A 17696-nucleotide genomic window follows, 5' to 3' on the forward strand; every position below is an offset into this window, starting at 1 on the left:
AGGTCTTAACCGGTGGGGACCCGTCTCCGTGGTATGGAATCGCACTCCGGATTTCACTCCCTCCACGAGGAGACCGCGGTCTCGCTCCCCGTGACCGGTGCCCTCCCGGACTGGCTCCGCGGGAGCCTCGTGCGGAACGGGCCCGGGGCGTTCTCGTTCCCAGACGGGAGCGCCGTCGACCACTGGTTCGACGGGCTGGCGATGCTGTACCGGTTCACCTTCGACCCGGACGACGGCGCGGGGCGCTCCGACGGCGGCGCGGTCCACTACCGGAATCGCTTCCTCCGGTCGGCGGCCCACGAGGCGGCCCGAGCGGGCGAGTTCGAGGGCGGGTTCGCGACCGGCGAGACCACGCTCCGCTCGCGGCTGGCGGGGTTCCTCACGGCGCCGTACGACAACGCGAACATCGTCGCCGAGCGGGTCGGCGACCGGTACGTCGCGCTGACCGAGTCGCCGCGGGGCGTCTCGTTCGACCCGGACACGCTGGCGACGACCGGCCACGTCGACCGCGAGGGCGACGCCCCGAGCGGGCAGCTGTCGTGTGCGCACTTCAAGCGCGACCCGGCGACCGGCGCGCTCCTCACGGTGGACACGGAGTTCGGTCGGACCAGCCGGTACCACGTCACGGCGTGGACGCCCGACGGGGACCGCCGGCACGTCGCCACCGTCCCCACGGAGAAGCCGGCGTACATGCACAGCTTCGCGCTCACGCCCCGATACGTCGTCCTGACCGAGTTCCCGCTCCGGCTCGACCCGCTCCGGTTCCTCAGGCCGGGGCGGCAGTCGGCGTTCATCGAGCAGTTCGACTGGGAGCCCGATCGGGGCACGCGGATCGTCGTCGTCGACCGGACCACCGGGTCGGTGGTCGCCGAGCCGGAGACCGACGCGGTGTTCGGCTTTCACCACGTGAACGCCTTCGAGCGGGACGGCGGAACCGAGATCGTCTTCGACCTCGAGACGGTCCCGGACGCGACGACGATCGACTCGCTGTACCTGGAGAACGTCCGGGCCGGCGAGATGGGCGCGATCGTCGGCCGGGTGGACCGGTTCACCGTCGATCTCGGGGGCTCCGGCGGCGCCGGCCGTTACGGCGGCGGGAAGGGATCGGTGTCGCGGGAGACGCTCTTCGACGGCGGCACGGCCCTCCCGACGTCGTCGCCGGCCCGGTGGTGCCGGCGCCACCGGTACGTGTACGCGATGGGGATGGACACTCCCGTCACGGAGTGGGCCCGTCGGGTCGTGAAGATCGACGCGACGACCGGTTCCGCCGAAACGTTCGACGACGGCGGGGACTACTTCGGAGAGCCGCTGTTCGTCCCCGACCCCGACGGTGACGCCGAAGACGACGGCGTCGTCCTCACCGTCGCGCTCGACGTCGACGAGGAGCGGTCGCGGCTGCTCGTAATCGACGGGGAGACGTTCACCGAGCGGGCGCGGGTGACGCTGCCGCACGCGACCCCCTTCGACTTCCACGGTCGGTACTTCCCGGAGCTACGAGCCGCCGCGGGGGAGTGAGTCCGGTCGGACGCGTCTCAGACGTACTTCCCTTCCTCCTCGTCTTTCCGCTCGTCGAGGTACTCGTGGGCCTCCTCCAGTATCTCGCGGGGACCGTCCTGGGTGATCGTGTTGATCGCCTGATCGTAGTCGCGCCACTGGAGGTCGCGGTGTTCCGTCGAGATCTCGGCGCTCGCCTCGAACGAACGGGCGATGAACAGGTGGACCGTCTTGTGGATGGTCTTGCCGTTCGCCTCGAACACGTAGTCGTACTCCTCTCGGAACCCGTCTATCAGCCGGAAATCCTCGATCCCGGCCTCCTCACCGACTTCTCGTATCGCCGTCTGCTGGAGCTCCTCGTCCCCCTCGACCCCGCCTTTGGGGAACTCCCAGTCCCCCGGCCGGCTCTTCAGGAGTAAGTACTCCCGTTCGCCGCGGGTATCGCGGAAGAGGATGGCTCCGGAGCTGGTCGCTTCGACCGTCATTAGCCGAAGGTAAGCGATCACCCCTAAAGAGCGTGTCGGACTCCCGAACAGATCGGGCCCACCGGGGGAATCGGCCGACCGGGCGGATCTGATGCCCGTCTCACGCGTAGCCCGCAGGTAGATGCGTTTTTACCGCTCGGGAGGCCATTCACGCACGACCCCCAGCCATGACCTTCGTCACGAAACTCGAGTTCACGTCCGGCGACCGCGACGTGCTCGTCGAGACGGTTCAAGAGCTCAAAGAGACGCTCGAACGCAAAGGCGCCGAGTGTAAGGGCCCACACGCCACGCCGTCGGAGAGCGTCACCGTCCCGCTGTACAAGGACCTCGCGCCCGGCGACGAGTTCCCGCCGTGGCGTTACGACGTGTACCGACGCTCGATGGAGATCCACGGCGCCGACGACATCGCCCGCGGCGTCGTCGCGCGCGACTTCCCCGACTCGATCCACGTCGAGGTCGAGGTCGATCAGAAGAAGCCGCTCGGACACCGTCGCGACTGAGCGCCCGACACCCGGGCGGCAGTCGATCCGGTCACGGCTGCGGTTTCTGCGGTTCGCCGACGCGACCTGTCGCGTCAGAACGCTTCGTTAGCGGAGGCGCTTCTCAGCGGAGATTCCGCAGGTCTTCCGTCTCGACGCGGTCCGGCAACCGGTCGAGGGCGGACTCGGCCCACGCGTCGTGCCCGAGCGTGAGTTCCGTCTCCGGGTTGGCCGCCGCGAGCGCGGCAACCCCCCTCGCGGCCGCGAGTTCGGCGGCCTCGTCGGTTCGCTCCGGCACCTCCGCGGTGAGTGGATACGTCTCCGAGAGCGCGGGCGGGTACGGACCGAGCGGCGGCTTCACCCGCCATACGGCGTCGTACGCGTGATCCGAGGGGGCTTTCGACTCGGTGAGCAGGAGGCGGTCTGGCGCCGCGAGCCGCGCGAGGCGGTCGTGATGCCGCTGTACCTCCGGGCGACGGGCGGCCTCGTGTGAGGTGTAGAAGAACGCGTCCTTGGATCCGGGGTCGGTCCGCTCCAGTTCGTCGGCGTGGTCGAGGAGCGCCCGGTACCCGTCGAGCATCGCCGGGTGACCGCGGGCGCGGCGGTCGACCAGTTCGAGCAGCGAGCCCGACCGGATCGCCTCCTTGACCCGGCGGAGCTCCTCGAAGGTGACGTGGAGGTTGTGCTCGGCGAGCAGCCGCTCCGAGTCGTCGTCGTCGAGGCCGCGGAGGTCCGCCGGCGTGTGGTCCGCACAGACCGGACACGAACAGGGGAAGTAGTCCAGGTCTTCGAGGTGTTCCGTGCCCGAGACCGTCAGGTAGCGACCGTCGCGCGCCATCAGGGCGTACGCGGCCGAGTCGAACAGGTCGCAGCCGGCCGCCACCGCGAGCGCTAACATCATCGGGTGGCCGGCGCCGAACAGGTGGACCGGCGCGCCCGGGCCGAGCCCGCGCTTCGCGGCGCGGACGGCCTCGACCACCTCGGCGTAGCGGTAGGAGTTGAGCAGCGGCACCATCGCACCGACCGGGAAGATGTCGAGGTCGGTCGCCGCCGCGTGGCTCCCCGCTTCCTCCCGGAGGTCGCCGAAGGTCGACCCCTGAACCGGGGCGTTGATCAGCATCTCGCCCGTCTCGGCCGACTCGGCGTCGGCGAGCGCCTGCCGCGTCGTCGCCAGGTCGCGTTCGGCGCGCTCGCGGTCGGCGTCCGGCGGGGTCGGCACGTCGACGGGCGTCGCCACGTCGCTGCCGATCTCGCGCTGGAACTCGATTATCTCCTCGGTGGTCACGTCGATGTCGCCGTACTCGGCCAGTTGGAACGAGCCGGAGTCGGTCATGATCGCCCCGTCGAACCCGAGGAAGTCGTGGAGCCCCCGCTCGACCACGCGGTCGCGGATGCGGTCCGTGCTCCGGATGATGTAGGAGTTCGTGATCAGCATCTCCGCGCCGAACTCCTCGCGGAGCCGCTCCGGCTCGATCGTGAGGACGTTGGGGTTGACGACGGGCAGGAGCGCCGGCGTCTCGACCGTGACGTCGGCGCGGGGGACCTCCAGCCGACCGATCCGACCGGCCGCGTCGTGGTCCCGGATCTCGAAGTGATCGCGCATACCTCGACTGTGCGGACGCGAGCGGTAAGCGTTGCGTTCGGTGACGAGCGAGGCGTGGGGCGAGGCCCGGGCGACCCGGCTCAGAGCCCGGTCGGGTGCGAGACGTACGTCGTCTCGACGCCCCACTCGGCCGACAGCGACTCCAGCGCCCGGACGCCGAACGTCTCCGTAGCGTAGTGGCCGCCGAGGAAGACGGTGACGCCCGCCTCCCGAGCGTCGTGGTACACCTGCTGTTTCCCCTCGCCGGTGATCAACGCGTCCGCGCCGGCCGCGACCGCCTCGTCGAGCCAGTCGACCCCGGAGCCGGTGACGACCGCGACGCGCTCGATCCGGTCCGGACCGAACTCGAGCACCCGGGTCGGGGCCGTCTCGCCGTCGGGTTGCCCCTCGAACCCGTCGAGCGTCTCCCGGACCGCGTCCGCCGACAGCGGCGACGCCGCCTCGCCGATCGTCCCGATCGTCACCGGACCGATCTCGCCGAACGGCTCCCGGTCGGAGAGTCCGACCGCGTCGGCGACGCCGGCCGCGTTGCCCAGTTCCCGATGCCCGTCGAGCGGGAGGTGCGAGACGTACAGCGCGAGGTCGTTCTCGACGAGCGCCGCGATCCGGTCGTGCGTCCGGCCGGTGACGCGCTCGATCCCGCCCCACGAGAGGCCGTGGTGGACGACGAGGGCGTCCGCCCCCGCGTCCGCCGCGGCGTCGATCGTCTCGACCGCAGCGTCGACCGCGAACGCGACGCGGTCGATCTCGGGGTCTTCGGCGGTGGTATCGGCCGACGCCGTCTCGCCGCCCGGGCCCACTTGGAGCCCGTTCGCGCTCGCGTCCACGTCGGCGTACGCGGCCGTGTCGAGTCGGTCGTCGAGTCGGTCGACGTACTCGGAGAGTTTCACACCGGTCCGTACGCGCGTCGGAAAGTAAAGGACGCGGAGGCGGTCTCGGTCGACCGCGCCGCTCAGTCGTCCAGCTCTTCGGCGACGGAGTCCGGGACCGCGTCCGGCCGGCCGGTGCCGGCGCCTGCGGGGTCGGCGTTCTCAGGGGCATCCGTCTTGGGTGTGAAATCGGGGTCGAACAGCCGGAGCGCCGTCCGGATGGTCTCCCAGTCGTCCTCGCCGGCCGCGTCCCGGAGCGAGCGCGTCGGCGCCGCGAGCAGCTGTCCGACCAGCGCGTCCGCCAAGTCCTCGACCGTCTCGCGCTGCTCGTCGTTGAGGTCGCCTTGCGCCTCCAGCTTCGACATCGCGCGGTCGAGCTCTCGCGCCTTCACCCGGTCCGCGCCGGCGTACATCGCGGAGATGGCGTCGTCGGCCCGCTTGCGCTTGTACGCCTCGAGGATGCGGTCGAGCTCGTCGTCGATGATCGACTCGACCTCGCGCGCCTCCTCGGCGCGGCTCTCTCTGGTCCGCTGGGTCACGTCTTCGAGGTCGTCGATGTCGTAGACCGTTACGCCCTCGCGGGCGCCGGCCGCCGGGTCGATGTCGCGGGGCTGTGCGATGTCGATACAGACGACCCGGCCGGCGGCGTCGACGTAGGAGGGGTGGACGACGAAGTCGGGGCTGCCGGTCGCGGTGACCACGAGGTCGGCGTCCGGGATCACCGCGGGCAGGTCCGCGAGCGGGACCGCCTCGGCCGGGGTGTCCACCTCCTCGGTGACGAACTCCGCGTGCGGGACGGTGCGGTTCGCGACGATTATCTCCGAGACCGGGGTGTCGTCGAGCGTGCGGGCCGCCAGCGTGCCCATCTCGCCGGCGCCGACGACGACCGCCGACCCGTCGGTCAGGTCGATCTCGCTCGCCGCGAGCCGGACCGCCGCGGAGCCGAGCGAGACGACGCCCTCGTTGATCTCAGTCTCCGTCCGGGCGCGCTCGCCGACGTGGAGCGCCTTCGTCACCGCGTCTTTCAACACCGGACCGATCCCGCCGGCGGACTTCGACTCCTCGTAGGCCTCCCGCAGCTGCCCGATGATCTGGTCTTCGCCGAGGACGAGCGACTCCAGTCCCGACGCGACGCGCATCAGGTGTTCCAAGCTCTCCTCGTGGCCGAGGCGGCGGACCGCGCCGCCGCGGACGTCGGGGGCGAACGTCGCGAGCGCCGTGGTCCCGTCGACGGTCCGGTCGGTGACGACGTACGCCTCGGACCGGTTACACGTCTGAATCGCGAACGCCTCCTCGACCCCTTCGCGTGCGAGCAGGTCAGAGACGGTCGCGCGGACGCCGTCGCCGCCGGCGGCCTCGATCTCGTCGACCGTCGCGCCGGAGTGGGCGACGCTCACGCCGGCGATCGCACCCGTCTCTCTCATCGGTTGAGTACCTCCTCGATCACGGTGTCAGCCTCTTGCCGTCCGTAAGATCTCCCCTTTTGTAAACCCTTCCAAACCCCCCGGGATCTGACAACGCGCCGGACCGCTTCCCGGCGTTTCTCCGGAGCGACGCCGTCGGCTTTCAGCTCCTCGCGGATCTCCCCTGAGAGCCTCGCCATCTCGCCCGCACCGTCGATCTCGGCTTCGATCCGCTCGCGCAGCGCCTTCGCGAGCGCGGGGCTGGTTCCCCCCGTCGAGAGCGCCACGGCCACCGGGTCGTCCTCGATCGTCGCGGGGACCACGACGCTCCCCGGGTCGCGGTCGCCGGAGACGTCGGTCCGGTTGACGAGGAGCCCCCGATCGAGGGCGGCGGCCTCGACCGCGGCGTTGACCGCCGCGTCGTCCGTCGCCGCGACCGCCAGCGCCGGGTCGATCCGTTCGACCCAGCCGGCGACCGCGTCGGGGTCCGGCGCCGCTCGGACGAGTTCGACCCGCTCGTCGTCGGCCGCGAGCGACACCACGCGGTCGGTGAACTGCGGGCTGACGACGACGATGCGCGCCGCGTCGTCGAACCCGCCGGCTTTCCGCGAGCCGACGGCGCCCCCGCCGAAGACGAGGACCGTCTCGCCCGCGAAGTCGTGGTACAGCGGCGTCACGTCGGACCTCCGAAGTCGGTCGTGCGGCGGGTCACGCCGTGTTGCTGTCCGCGCGGTCGGCGATACGGATGCCGGTCTTCTTCAGGATTCGCGTCGAGAACAGCGTGTCCCAATCGTCGCTGCCGACGTCCCAGAACTCCGACATCAGGTCCCGGACCTCCGCGATCCGGCGCTCGCTTTCGGCCTCGGTGCGCCCGTGGGTCATCGCGAAGAAGTTGTACTCCCAGACGCCCTCGTGGCGCGGACGCTCGTAACAGTGCGTGACGAAGCCGAGGTCCGCCACGGCGGGGCCCACCTCGTCGAGTGCACTCTCCGGCACGTTCCACACCGTCATCCCGTTCTCCGTGTAGCCGAGCGCGTAGTGGTTCGGGATGACGCCGACGCGCCGCACCTTCCCCTCGGCGTCGAACCGCTTGATCGTCTCGATCACCCACTCCACGTCGGCGCCGAGCGCCGCCGCCACGTCGGCGTACGGCGTCTCCGTCACGGGCAACCCGCCCTGAATCTCGACGACGAGGTCGCGCTCGTCGGGGGTGAGCGTCCCCCGGTCGCTCGGCGTGACCGCCGGACCGAGGTGCGATAAGTCGACGTCGCCGTCGGGGACCGGCCCGTCGACGAGGAACTTCGCGCCCACGTGGAACTCGCGGAGCTTCGGGAGGTTGTACGTCTCCTGGCCCGTCGCCGCCTCGATGTCGGCGAGCACCTCCTCGACCCGGTCGTTGCCGTCCTTGTCCGGGTCCGAGTGGTCGGCGACGCTCACCACGAACCACATGTTGAGGTGCGGGTGTTCGCGTTCGTAGTTGTGCGCGACGGCGGTGAACTCGTTGACCACGTCCGCGATCTCCTCGTAGCGCTCCTCGGGCGCGTGCATCGCCACGAGCGACGCGGCGCCGCCGATCTCCTCGGCGTTGACGAGGGCGCCGAACCGCGAGAGCGTGCCCGCCTCGTCGAGTTCGCGGACGCGCTCGCACAGTTCCGGCCCCGTGACGTCGACGCCGCGCTCCCGGAGCGCGGCCGCCGCCGCGTCGAAAGGCCGTTCCGTCACCGGGAACCCCCCTTGGAACGCGTTGATGATCGCGCGGTCGAGCGTCGTCAGGTCCGCGTCGACCTCCTGCATGATACTTCGTCGGGGCCGAGCGAGAATAAGCGATCCGACCTGCCGCCGGAACGGCGGACCGTAGCCGTCGTCTCGGCGGTCGGCCTTCGCGGCGCGGTCAGCCGTCCACGTCGCGGGCGATGTCCGCGAGCGACGACCGAGGCTCCCGGTTGGCGTCGTAGACGGTCCGTTCGCCCGGAACCCGCAGCCCGTACAGTTCGCCGGGGACGACCACGTCGAGGACGACGCTGTCGCCCGGCTCTCGACCGTTCGCGTCGAGCCACTCGACCAGCCGGTTCTCGCCCTCGCCGGGGTCGCGCGCGAGCCGGCGGTTGTCGAAGGCCCCGCGGAGGAGGCGGCCCTCGGAGTCGCCGGCGACCCGCGCGTGGTACTCTTCGCGGTCGAACGCGACGCGGACGACGTCGCCCGCGCTCACGCCGAGCGCGTCACAGTCGCCTGACTCGACGCGGCCGTCGAGCGCGTCGTCGTCGGGGAGTCTGACGCAGGGGCGGCGAGTGCCGCCGCTCCGCGCGAGCGAGACGCGAACGGAGGAAACGTCCTCGCCGTCGGAGGGGACGCGAGGCATCGGCCCGGCTTACTCGTCGTCTTCGGCGTCGCCCTCGCCGAACGCGTCCGCCACGTCGCCGTCGCCGTCGACGACGCTCACGTTGATCTGTGCGATGTCGTCGTCGATTTCGCGGCCGCGGACGGTGATCCGCTTGCGCTCGCCCTCGCGGGACGGCTTGAACCCGACGCCGCCTTCGAGGAGCAGCTCCTTCAGGCGGGTGCCGGAGACGTCCTCGCGCATCGGACGACCGGTCTCGTCCGAGCCGCCGGTGAGTTCGATCGTGTAGTCGGACAGCCCGACGGCGTCGCCGCCGATCTCGTCGCCGAGTTCGCGACCGAGGAACCGGTTGGCGTCCTGTCCGTCGACCTCTCGCTGGAACGTCTCGCCGGTCTCGGGGTCGGCGACGACGACTTTGAATTCGGCCATGCGCGAACCAAAACTCCCGCGCATAAAAAGCACGTCGAAACGTCGGAACCGCGAGCCGCGACGCGCTCAGGCGTCTGTCCCGTCGACGCGGACGATCCGCCGCTCGCCGTCGCCCCAGGGACCGTCGACGAACGCGTCCTCGACCGCGCGGGCAACGGCGTCCGGGTCGCCCGGGCCGCCGGCGTCGGCGACGCTCCCGACCGACTCCGGGTCGAACGGGACCCCGAGCGCCTCGTAGACGGGCTCCGTCACCCTCGCGATCGGGTCCGGATCGGCCGCCGAGACGACGAGGACTCCGGCGACGAGCGCCGCGTCCGCCCTGACCCGCTGGGCGAGGCCCGCGACCTTACCGCCCCCCGCGGCCCGCAGGGAGTGGTCGCCGGGACAGAACGCGGCCGGCGGCTCGCCGCGGACCACGTCGGCGCCGAGGTCGCGGAGCGCCTCCCGGAGGGTCGCGGTCGCGGCGTCGTACCGCGACTCGATCGACCCGCGACCCTCGCCGGTCGGCACCGCGACCCCGAACGAGAGGGTCGAGCCGGTGTACGCGACCGCGCGGCCGCCGACGTCGCGCTCGACGACCGGGAAGTCGGCGCCTCGGGCCGCGCGCTTCGCCCGATCGAACCCGTCCTCGCGGGCGTCGCGGCGACCGAACGCCACCTGCCGCGGCGGCGGGGTGACGCGAACGGCCGGCACGCCGTCCGCGGCCGACGCGAGCAGGTCGGCCGTCGGGCTCCGGTCGGCGGCCGGCGTCTCGAGTTCTCCCCTGTACACGCGCATACGACGCAACTGACGGGCGGACCGCACAAGCCCCTTGCGCTCGGTCGGGTCGCGCGAGGGCGCCGCCCTCACGCGTCGCGAGCGTCGTCGCGTGACACAACAGTTTTGTCGGCCCTGAGAGTGGTACCGATATCGATGAGCGACCTCGGCGCCCTGCCGGTCCAAGCGTACCTCACCGCCTGCCTGCTGGCGGGGGGTATCGGACTCTGGCTCGGCCGGGTCGCGTGGCGGGACCGAGACGAACCCGGGGGGCTCGAGGTCTCGCTCTATCTCCTCTGTGGCGGGGCCGTCTCCGTCCTGTACGCCCTCCGCGTCGCCGCACCGGGAGAGGTCGCGATGACGGTCGCGCTCAACCTGTCGACGCCGCTCCTGGGCGCGCTCCCGGTCCTCTGGATGGCGTTCGCGCTGGCGTTCACCGGCCACGACAACTGGCGGACGGAAAACCGGATCGTCGCGCTCGTGACGCCGGCGTTCGTCTGGGTGCTACTCGCGTGGTCGAGCGGGACGCACGGGCTGGCTCGGCGCTCGGTGACCCCCGTCGTCGACGGGCCGTTCACGCTGCTCGGATACGGGCTGGGTCCCGCCGGCGGCGTGTTCGTCCTCTTCTCGTACGCCCTCTGTATCGCCGGCGCGCTCCTCGTCGTCGACCTCTACGAGCGGACGGGGAACCGATACCGGCTCCAGACGTTCGTCATCCTCCTCGGCACGCTGTTCCCGTTCCTCGCGGGGGGCGCGACGGTGGTAGACGTCGGGAGCTACGCGCACCTCTCGTGGCTCCCGACGGCGTTCGTGATCCACGGCGTCTTCCTGTACGGCACCGTCTTCTGGCTCGGGACCCTCGACGCCGCCGTCGTCGCCCGTGACACCGCCGTCGAAGTGATCCAAGACCCCGTGATCGTCGCGGGTTCGGACGGACAGATCCGGGACCTGAACCCCGCCGCGGAGTCGATCCTCCCGCCCGACGCGGTCGGTTCCGAACTGGGCGAGGCGTTCCCGCGGCTGGAGACCGGCGTCGAGCACCCGATAACCATCGGCGACCGCCAGTTCGACATTCAGGAGGACCCGATAACCGACCCGCGCGGGACCGACCGCGGCCACGTCTTCCTCCTCCGCGACGTGACCGCGCGGGAGCGGCGACAGGCGGAACTCGAACAGCGCGAAGCCGAACTCGAACGCCAGAACGAACGGTTAGAGGAGTTCGCCGGCGTCGTCTCTCACGACCTGCGGAACCCACTCGCGGCCGCCTCGGCGGCGGTCGAACTGGCGCGACAGCGCGCCGACGACCCCGACGGCTCGCTGGACCGGGCGGCGAACGCCCACGAGCGGATGGACGACATGATCGAGGGGCTGCTCGCGCTGGCGACGGCTGGCGAGACGGTCGACGAACTCGACCGCGTCTCGCTCGACGCGACGGTCAGGCGCGTCTGGTCCCGGCTGGAGACCGCGGACGCGACGCTCGCCGTCGAGGGCGACGCGACCGTGTCGGCCGACGGCGACCGCCTCGAACAGCTGGTCTCGAACCTGTTTCGCAACGCCGTCGACCACGCCGGCGAAGACGTGGCGATCACCGTCTCGGTCGCGTCCGACGGCGACGAGGTGACGCTCGCGGTCGGGGACGACGGCCAGGGAATCCCCCCGGAAGACCGAGAGCGCGTCACCGAGCGGGGCGTGTCGCTCGGCGGGGGGACGGGACTGGGGCTCGCGATCGTCGGCGACATCGTCGAGGCCCACGGCTGGACGCTCTCGGTGTCGGCCTCCGACGCCGGCGGCGCCCGGTTCGTGATCGAGGGGATGGAGGCCGCGGACTGATGCCGGGAGCGCCCACCGACGGCGAGCCGGTCGAGGAAGCGGTCCGGATCCCCCCCGGGGTGATCGAGCGCTACCGACGTTTCTCGCGGTTCAACTCCCCGTATCCCGCCCACGACCGCGGCCGCGCCGTCGACCTGTATCCCGGCGACGGCGTCGGCCGATCGCCGGTCGCGGGCGTCGTCCGCGACGTTCGGACCGTCGGCTGTCCGGACCGCTCGTACGCGGCCGCCGAGGACCACCTGATCGTCGTCGATCTGACCGACGACTGGTGTGCGCGCGCCGGGGCCCCGCCCGGCACCGCCGCGCGCATCCTCCACGTGATCCCCGAGGTCTCACCCGGCGACCGGGTGGCCGTCGGCGACGCGCTCGGCCCGACGACCCGGTCGGGGTTCTTCGGGCAGTGGGTCGCCGACCACGTCCACCTCGGCTTCCGACCGCCGGACGCGGACCCGCTCCGGGCGAGCGGATCGCTTCCGGTCAGGGCGGACGTGCCCGTCGAGCCGGTCGAGTGGGACGGAACCGGTCCCGTCGTCGAGCGCGGGCCGACCCACGTCGTCGTCGCGGGGCCTCGGCGCGCGAAGTCGGGTCCGGACTTCGCGGCGCTCGCGAGCGACGAGGGAGCCCCGCTGGACGGCGGCCTCACGCACTACGCCGGCGGCGGGACGTTCGCGGCGCCGGACCCGACCGGCGAGGCGGCCCGTCACGACCGCGCGGCGGACGGCGCGTGCGTGTCGCTGTTCGGGACGACGGTCGGAACCCGGATCGAGCGCCCCGGCGAGCCGGAGGTCGGCCGCGTCGAGTGGGCGCCCGTCGACGTGCGCGCGAACGGCGAGCGGGTGGTCGGCCTCTCGCTTTTCGCCGACCGCGGCGAGCGGTTCGGGGTGAAGGTCGTCTGTCCCGACCGGGAGTTCGCGGTCGGCGAGTCCGTGACGCTCGACGTCGTCCCCAGCGACGACCCGATCCGGCTCGGGGTCGGGTGACCCGCCGCGGGGCCGGCCGGTCCAATTGACGGCCCGTTGTCTCGCGTTTCCGGGGGCTACAAGCCGCCCGAGAGCGACCCGGGAACATGGACCGCACGGACGTCGCGGAGATGGACCCGCTCCCTGACGAGGCGAAGTCGTTCGTCCAGCGGAAGCTAGAGGACGAACACGGCTACCTCTCGTGGCTGAACACGTCGGTCGAGGTCATCGAGCGCGGCCGCGTCGTGCTCTCGATCCCGTTCGACGACAAGCTCACGAACGCCGACGGACGGACGATACACGGCGGCGTCGCGGCGACGCTCATCGACACGGCCGGCGGCGTGGTACAGCGCACGGCGTTCGAGGACCCGCTCGCGGGCGGCGTGGCGACAGTGAACCTCAACGCGAACTACCTCCGGCCCGCGACCGGCGACCTGCGCGCCGAGGCCGAGATCGTTCGAGCCGGCGGGTCGATCGGCGTCAGCGACATGACCGTCACCGCTGCGACCAACGGGGACAGCTCCGAGGTCGTCACCGGTCAGGGGTCGTTCCGGCTGTTCCGCGAGTAGCCGGGGAGGGAGTCGAGGATCGCGTCGAGGTCGGGACGCTCGGCCGTGGCTTCACCAGAGCCCTCGCCCGACAGCTCCGCCGCCAGCGCCGCGACCGGATCGCGGTCGGCCCGGTCCGGAGCGGCGCGGACGACCACGGACTGCTCGCCGAGCGGAACGAACTCGCAGCCGAGTCGCGTCGCCGTCTCGCGGAGCCCGAGCCCGGCGTCCGCGTCGCCGGCGGCGACCGCCCGGACCGGGCTCTCGAACGCTTTCACCGTCCGCTCGTACCCGTCGATCCGCTCGGCGAGTTCGCGGCGGTCGGCGTCGCGCCCGCTCGCGAGGGCGTCGAGCGCCGCGTCGAGGCTCCGCCGGAGCCCGGAGACCGTCGGCCGGTTCCGGAACCGCAGGTCGCGGTCGATCAGGTCCGCGATCCCGGTCACGTCGTCGGGGTTGCCGTCGGGGACGACGAGGCCCCACTCGCGGGTCCAGCCCCCGAGGTCGACGCCGTCGACCTCGCGGTCGGTCGGCCCCGCGGTCACGGCCACGTCGGGGACGCCGTCGCGGAGGCGTCGGAGGCCCTCGCGGGAGCCGACGGCGAGGTAGCGCGGGCTCGCGAGCCGGTCGAGCAGCCGGTTGAGCGCGGGGTCGTCCTCGCCGACGCCGAGGAGCGTCGGCGGCCGCACGTCGGGCGAGAACAGGTCGACCGAAACGGACTCGCCGACGTCGAGGTACTCGGTGTCCGGGTCGACCGCGACGACGCCGTCCGCCTCGACGAGGCTCGTCGTCGCGCCGGAGCCCTTGTCGACCGGGTAGACGAGCGGGCGGTCGTCCGCGTCGCCGACGGCGCCGCCGTCGCTCAGGTCGAGCAGGCCGACCGGCATCAGACGCAGGCGTCCCTCGCCGTAGCGCTCGCTCACGCCCATCCGGCCCTCGACCGTCGCCGTCGCGGGCTCGGGCTGGCCGGCGGCCTCTCGGATCGCCGGCGCGACGAACGTCCGGAAGATGGTAAGCGCGGACACCGGGTAACCGGGGAGGCCGACGTATGCGGACTCGCTGCCGCGCGAGTCGTCCGCCTCGTCGGTTCGGTCCAGCCGCCCGACGAGCATCGGCTTGCCGGGCTTGACCGCGACGCCGTGGAGGAGGAGCTCGCCGCGCGCCTCGATCACGCGGTAGATGACGTCGACCGCGCTCGCAGAGGTCGACCCGGAAGAGAGCACGAGGTCGCACTCGTCTGCCGCCCGCCGCAGGAGTCGCTCCATCTCCTCGTAGTCGTCGCCGGCGTGCGGATAGAGGACAGGTTCGCCGCCCGCCTCCTCGACGCCCGCGGCGATCGTCGTCGAGTTCACGTCGTATATCTCGCCGCGGCCGGGGTCCAGTTCCTCGCCCGGCCGGACGAGCTCGTCGCCGGTCGAGACGATCCCGACCCGCGGGCGGCCGCGGACCGGAACCTCGTCGACGCCGAGCGCCGACAGCAGCCCGATCTCTCGCGGCGTCAGCCGAGTGCCCGGGCCGAGCGCGCGCGCTCCCGCCGCGATGTCCGTCCCCGCCGTCATCACGTGATCGCCGGGCGCGACCGAGGTTCGGACCGCGATCCGCGAGGGTTCGTCGGCGGCTTCGGCGCCCCCGCTGGCCCCGTCGCTCTCGCCCACCTCGTCCGTCCGCTCGACCATCACGACCGCGTCGGCGCCGTCGGGCATCACCGCGCCCGTGGATATCTCGGCGCAGGTACCGGGCTCGACTGTCACGTCGGGAGCGGCGCCCGCGTGGACCGTGCCGACGAGGTCGAGCGTCGCGGGGTCGGCCTCGTCCGCGCCGAAGGTGTCGCGCGCTCGCACGGCGTAGCCGTCCATCGAGGCGCGGTCGAATCCCGGCACGTCGATAGCGGCGTCGACCCGCTCGGCCAGCACGCGGCCGCGGGCCTCCCGCAGCGGGACCGCCTCCGGCGCCGGCGACAGGTCGAGCGACGCGACGGCGTCGCGGGCGGCCTGCGGGGTGGCGAGGTCGCGGAACTCCTTGCGGTCGCTCATTGGGTCACCTCCCACAGTTCGACGTCGACCGGCTCGCCCGCGTCGAGCCCCTCGCGGGGCTCCGGCACGACGACCCAGCCGTCCGCGAGCGCGACGCTGGAGAGGATCCCGGAACCGCTGGCGCGCGTCGGCGTCGCGGTCGGGAGCGCGTCGGCGGGTCCGTCGCCGTTGGCGGCAGCGTCGTCGCCGTTGCTAGCAGCGTCGTCGCCGTTGGCGGCAGCGTCGTCGCCGTCGGCGGCGTCCGGCTCAGAGAGCGACACCCGCGCGAACGTCCGCACGCCGGGCTCGCTCGCGACCTTCCGACCGAGCGTCGCCCGCCGCGTGGGGAACGGGTCGGCGGTCGCTCCGGCCGACCGCTTCATCGCGGGCCGGAGGAACTGGGCCGCGTTGACGATACACGCCACCGGGTACCCGGGCAGCGAGACGACCGGCGTCCCCTCCGCGCGGCCGAGACACACCGGGTGGCCGGGCTTCAGGGCGACGCCGTGGACCAGCACCTCGCCGATACCGTCGACGACCTCCGGGATCAGGTCCCGCTCGCCCACCGAGGAGCCGCCGGTGGTGACCACCACGTCGGCGTCGAGGTCGGCCGCGACCGCCTCGCGGAGCGCGTCCGGGTCGTCGGTGACGACGTCGCGGTAGCGCGCCTCGCCGCCCCACCGCTCGACGAGCCGCGAGACCGTGAGCCCGTTCGTCTCGATCACTTCGCCGGGGCCGGGGTCGGACTCGACCAGTTCCTCGCCGGTCGGGATCACGGCGACCTCGGGCGGCTCCCGGACCGCGACCTCGTCGAGGCCCACGGAGCGCAGCAGGCCGATGTCGGAGGGGCGGAGGGCGTGCCCGGGCTCGTACAGGCGCTGTCCGGCCGCCACGTCCTCGCCGGCCTCGCCGACGTTCTCGCCGGTCGCGACCGCGTCGAACACTTCGAGGTCGTCGCCGACCGCCTCGACCCGTTCGATCATCACGACCGCGTCGGCGCCCTCCGGGACCGCGCTGCCGGTGTGGACGCGGACGGCCTCGCCGGGCGCGACGCGCTCCGACTCGACCGGCTTGGCGGCGAGGACCGCGGGGGAGCGGTCGCCGGCGCCGAAGGTGTCGCTCGCGCGGACCGCGTAGCCGTCCATCGCGGCCCGGTCGTACCCCGGCACCGGCGCCGGCGCGTCGATCGGCTCGGCGACGACGCGGCCGTCGGCGGCCCCGACCGGGACCGTCTCCCGCCGGTCGTGCGGCGTGACCGCGTCGAGCAGCGTCGCCCTCGCGTCCGCGACCCGGGTCCGCCGCTTGAATCCGGACTCGCGTCTGTCGTGGCTCATGGATGTCCATTTCGCGGCCGCGGGCAAAAACCCCGTTCTCCGCGGGCGGCGTCGCCGGAATCAACGGGTTCCGGCGCGCTCGCCGAGACGGCCCGTCAAGCGAACCAGGAGAGGATCCGACGGGTGCGGTGGATCGATTGGAGGGTCGCGACCTTCGCGGCCGAGAGCCCGTCGGCGGCGGTCCGCTTGGTGGCCCGCGCGCCGCGGGCGGCGCCGGTCCGCGCGTAGTACGCCGACCGCCGACTCGCGGCGCCCACGTAGTGTTTCGCCGCCATCCGGATGGGGGCGCGGCGGCCGCTGACGGTCGTCGTCCCGCGGCGGATCGCCGACAGCACGTCGTCCGCGGTGACCCCGTGAACCGACTCGCACCCCTCGATCGTCAGTTCGGTGAACGCCCGGCCGACGTACTGGAGGTGGTGCGCGTCGCTGGCGGCGACGCCGGGGTAGCCGTGCGTCGCCGCGAACCGCCGGGCGCGACGGTTGCGGTACCCCGTGAACAGCCACGCGTTGAACACCTCGATCGCGTCGACCTCGTGGACCGGTGCGGACTCGCGAGCCGGCGCGGGCTCGTTGACGACGTCGATGTCGGCGGCCGCGACGGGCGAGCCGCCGTCCCCGGTGACCGACGCGGCGGGCTCCGCGTCCGACTCCAGCACGGCGCCCTCCGCGGGCGCTTCCTCGGCCGCTTCGGGGGTCGGGATGTGACGCTGGCGGACCCCGTGTCGCGAGCGCTGGAACGGGTGCGGAACGATCGCGACGCCGCCGCGCTCGTGGATCCACTCCACCGTCTCGGCGTACGGGCGCCCGCGCGGCGGCATCCGCTCGACGCCGATCGCGAGGAGGTGGCCGTGCGCGGTCGACACCTCCACGCCGGGGATGCCGATCAGGCCGAACTCGGCGGCGATCTCGGCGGCTCGCTTCGACTCGCGGATCACGTCGTGGTCGGTGATGACGACCGCGTCGAGCCCGATCTCGGCCGCGTGCTCGAGTATCAGGTCCACGGGCTCGTGGCCGTCGTAACTGCCCTCCGAGTGGACGTGGGGATCGATGCTGACGGTGACGCGAGACACGTCCCGACTACGCGGCGGCTCGTATATAAATGCGCGAGGGACGCGGACGGCGTCGCGTTAAGTTAGAGGATGAGGCGCTCGACTTCAGAG

General features: G+C 72.4%; 17 protein-coding genes. 5 read left to right on the forward strand and 12 right to left on the reverse strand.

Going from position 1 to position 17696, the window contains the following annotated elements; genetic code table 11:
* The first annotated feature begins 33 nt into the window (after nt 1–33).
* Nucleotides 34–1515 (forward strand): carotenoid oxygenase family protein, encoded by a 1482-nt coding sequence (locus ACZ5KW_RS13375; protein WP_343778233.1) that lies wholly within the window; start codon nt 34–36, stop codon nt 1513–1515.
* 17 nt (nt 1516–1532) lie between these two features.
* On the opposite strand, the gene ACZ5KW_RS13380 is transcribed toward ACZ5KW_RS13375, so the two are convergent.
* Entirely contained in the window at nt 1533–1979 is a 447-nt protein-coding gene (locus ACZ5KW_RS13380; protein ID WP_343778235.1) for a bis(5'-nucleosyl)-tetraphosphatase, read from the reverse strand.
* Nucleotides 1980–2146: 167 nt separating this feature from the next.
* Here ACZ5KW_RS13380 and ACZ5KW_RS13385 point away from each other — a divergent pair, with 167 nt between their 5' ends.
* Entirely contained in the window at nt 2147–2479 is a 333-nt protein-coding gene (locus ACZ5KW_RS13385; RefSeq protein ID WP_343778236.1) for an uS10/mL48 family ribosomal protein, read from the forward strand.
* 103 nt (nt 2480–2582) lie between these two features.
* Here ACZ5KW_RS13385 and tgtA read toward each other — a convergent pair whose 3' ends face one another.
* From tgtA to ACZ5KW_RS13425, 8 genes are all read right to left on the reverse strand, one after another.
* Complete coding sequence (gene tgtA, locus ACZ5KW_RS13390; protein WP_343778238.1) at nt 2583–4061, reverse strand: tRNA guanosine(15) transglycosylase TgtA; 1479 nt, start codon at nt 4059–4061, stop codon at nt 2583–2585.
* An 80-nt stretch (nt 4062–4141) separates the two neighbouring features.
* A complete protein-coding gene (locus ACZ5KW_RS13395) occupies nt 4142–4951 on the reverse strand; it encodes a Nif3-like dinuclear metal center hexameric protein (protein ID WP_343778240.1) in 810 nt (269 codons plus the stop codon).
* Between the two features lie 62 nt (nt 4952–5013).
* Nucleotides 5014–6354 carry a glutamyl-tRNA reductase gene (hemA, locus tag ACZ5KW_RS13400; protein WP_343778242.1) on the reverse strand — a complete coding sequence of 447 codons (1341 nt, stop codon included), beginning with the start codon at nt 6352–6354 and terminating at the stop codon, nt 5014–5016.
* Nucleotides 6351–7010, reverse strand: coding sequence for a precorrin-2 dehydrogenase/sirohydrochlorin ferrochelatase family protein (locus ACZ5KW_RS13405; RefSeq protein ID WP_343778244.1), 660 nt, complete (start codon nt 7008–7010; stop codon nt 6351–6353). Before ACZ5KW_RS13405 ends, hemA begins: the two co-directional genes overlap by 4 nt.
* A gap of 31 nt (nt 7011–7041) precedes the next feature.
* Nucleotides 7042–8127 (reverse strand): siroheme decarboxylase subunit beta, encoded by a 1086-nt coding sequence (gene ahbB, locus ACZ5KW_RS13410; RefSeq protein WP_343778246.1) that lies wholly within the window; start codon nt 8125–8127, stop codon nt 7042–7044.
* 97 nt (nt 8128–8224) lie between these two features.
* Nucleotides 8225–8692: a DUF7112 family protein gene (locus tag ACZ5KW_RS13415; protein WP_343778248.1), complete on the reverse strand. Its 468-nt coding sequence runs from the start codon at nt 8690–8692 to the stop codon at nt 8225–8227.
* A gap of 9 nt (nt 8693–8701) precedes the next feature.
* Nucleotides 8702–9100, reverse strand: a complete 399-nt coding sequence (locus ACZ5KW_RS13420) for a 30S ribosomal protein S6e (protein WP_343778250.1) — start codon at nt 9098–9100, stop codon at nt 8702–8704.
* Between the two features lie 66 nt (nt 9101–9166).
* Nucleotides 9167–9877, reverse strand: a complete 711-nt coding sequence (locus tag ACZ5KW_RS13425) for a lipoate--protein ligase family protein (RefSeq protein WP_343778251.1) — start codon at nt 9875–9877, stop codon at nt 9167–9169.
* A 135-nt stretch (nt 9878–10012) separates the two neighbouring features.
* On the opposite strand from ACZ5KW_RS13425, the gene ACZ5KW_RS13430 reads away from it, so the two are divergent.
* The 3 genes from ACZ5KW_RS13430 (at nt 10013) to ACZ5KW_RS13440 (ending at nt 13214) form a co-directional block, all read left to right on the forward strand.
* The gene (locus tag ACZ5KW_RS13430; protein ID WP_343778252.1) at nt 10013–11686 is read left to right on the forward strand and encodes a sensor histidine kinase; all 1674 of its coding nucleotides are present in this window, start codon (nt 10013–10015) and stop codon (nt 11684–11686) included.
* The gene (locus ACZ5KW_RS13435; protein ID WP_343778253.1) at nt 11686–12666 is read left to right on the forward strand and encodes a DUF8155 domain-containing protein; all 981 of its coding nucleotides are present in this window, start codon (nt 11686–11688) and stop codon (nt 12664–12666) included. Before ACZ5KW_RS13430 ends, ACZ5KW_RS13435 begins: the two co-directional genes overlap by 1 nt.
* Before the next feature lie 86 nt (nt 12667–12752).
* Nucleotides 12753–13214, forward strand: coding sequence for a PaaI family thioesterase (locus ACZ5KW_RS13440; protein ID WP_343778254.1), 462 nt, complete (start codon nt 12753–12755; stop codon nt 13212–13214).
* Here ACZ5KW_RS13440 and ACZ5KW_RS13445 read toward each other — a convergent pair.
* From ACZ5KW_RS13445 to ACZ5KW_RS13455, 3 genes are all read right to left on the reverse strand, one after another.
* On the reverse strand, nt 13184–15223 hold the full coding sequence (locus ACZ5KW_RS13445) for a molybdopterin biosynthesis protein (protein WP_343778255.1): 2040 nt from the start codon (nt 15221–15223) through the stop codon (nt 13184–13186). The genes ACZ5KW_RS13440 and ACZ5KW_RS13445 overlap by 31 nt on opposite strands.
* Nucleotides 15220–16536 (reverse strand): molybdopterin molybdotransferase MoeA, encoded by a 1317-nt coding sequence (locus tag ACZ5KW_RS13450; protein WP_343778256.1) that lies wholly within the window; start codon nt 16534–16536, stop codon nt 15220–15222. Before ACZ5KW_RS13450 ends, ACZ5KW_RS13445 begins: the two co-directional genes overlap by 4 nt.
* Before the next feature lie 95 nt (nt 16537–16631).
* Nucleotides 16632–17606, reverse strand: coding sequence for a CehA/McbA family metallohydrolase (locus tag ACZ5KW_RS13455; protein ID WP_343778257.1), 975 nt, complete (start codon nt 17604–17606; stop codon nt 16632–16634).
* Nucleotides 17607–17696: the final 90 nt, after the last annotated feature.

This window comes from Halorubrum ejinorense (assembly GCF_055389685.1).

What these genes read in the sequence shown, in the direction of transcription:
- ACZ5KW_RS13385 (WP_343778236.1), top strand. Translation starts at nt 2,147, where the DNA reads ATGACCTTCGTCACGAAACTCGAGTTCACGTCCGGCGACCGCGACGTG.
- ACZ5KW_RS13430 (WP_343778252.1), top strand. Translation starts at nt 10,013, where the DNA reads ATGAGCGACCTCGGCGCCCTGCCGGTCCAAGCGTACCTCACCGCCTGC.
- tgtA (WP_343778238.1), bottom strand. Translation starts at nt 4,061, where the DNA reads ATGCGCGATCACTTCGAGATCCGGGACCACGACGCGGCCGGTCGGATC.
- ACZ5KW_RS13375 (WP_343778233.1), top strand. Translation starts at nt 34, where the DNA reads ATGGAATCGCACTCCGGATTTCACTCCCTCCACGAGGAGACCGCGGTC.
- ahbB (WP_343778246.1), bottom strand. Translation starts at nt 8,127, where the DNA reads ATGCAGGAGGTCGACGCGGACCTGACGACGCTCGACCGCGCGATCATC.
- ACZ5KW_RS13420 (WP_343778250.1), bottom strand. Translation starts at nt 9,100, where the DNA reads ATGGCCGAATTCAAAGTCGTCGTCGCCGACCCCGAGACCGGCGAGACG.
- ACZ5KW_RS13450 (WP_343778256.1), bottom strand. Translation starts at nt 16,536, where the DNA reads ATGAGCCACGACAGACGCGAGTCCGGATTCAAGCGGCGGACCCGGGTC.
- ACZ5KW_RS13415 (WP_343778248.1), bottom strand. Translation starts at nt 8,692, where the DNA reads ATGCCTCGCGTCCCCTCCGACGGCGAGGACGTTTCCTCCGTTCGCGTC.
- ACZ5KW_RS13435 (WP_343778253.1), top strand. Translation starts at nt 11,686, where the DNA reads ATGCCGGGAGCGCCCACCGACGGCGAGCCGGTCGAGGAAGCGGTCCGG.
- ACZ5KW_RS13440 (WP_343778254.1), top strand. Translation starts at nt 12,753, where the DNA reads ATGGACCGCACGGACGTCGCGGAGATGGACCCGCTCCCTGACGAGGCG.
- hemA (WP_343778242.1), bottom strand. Translation starts at nt 6,354, where the DNA reads ATGAGAGAGACGGGTGCGATCGCCGGCGTGAGCGTCGCCCACTCCGGC.
- ACZ5KW_RS13425 (WP_343778251.1), bottom strand. Translation starts at nt 9,877, where the DNA reads ATGCGCGTGTACAGGGGAGAACTCGAGACGCCGGCCGCCGACCGGAGC.
- ACZ5KW_RS13445 (WP_343778255.1), bottom strand. Translation starts at nt 15,223, where the DNA reads ATGAGCGACCGCAAGGAGTTCCGCGACCTCGCCACCCCGCAGGCCGCC.
- ACZ5KW_RS13380 (WP_343778235.1), bottom strand. Translation starts at nt 1,979, where the DNA reads ATGACGGTCGAAGCGACCAGCTCCGGAGCCATCCTCTTCCGCGATACC.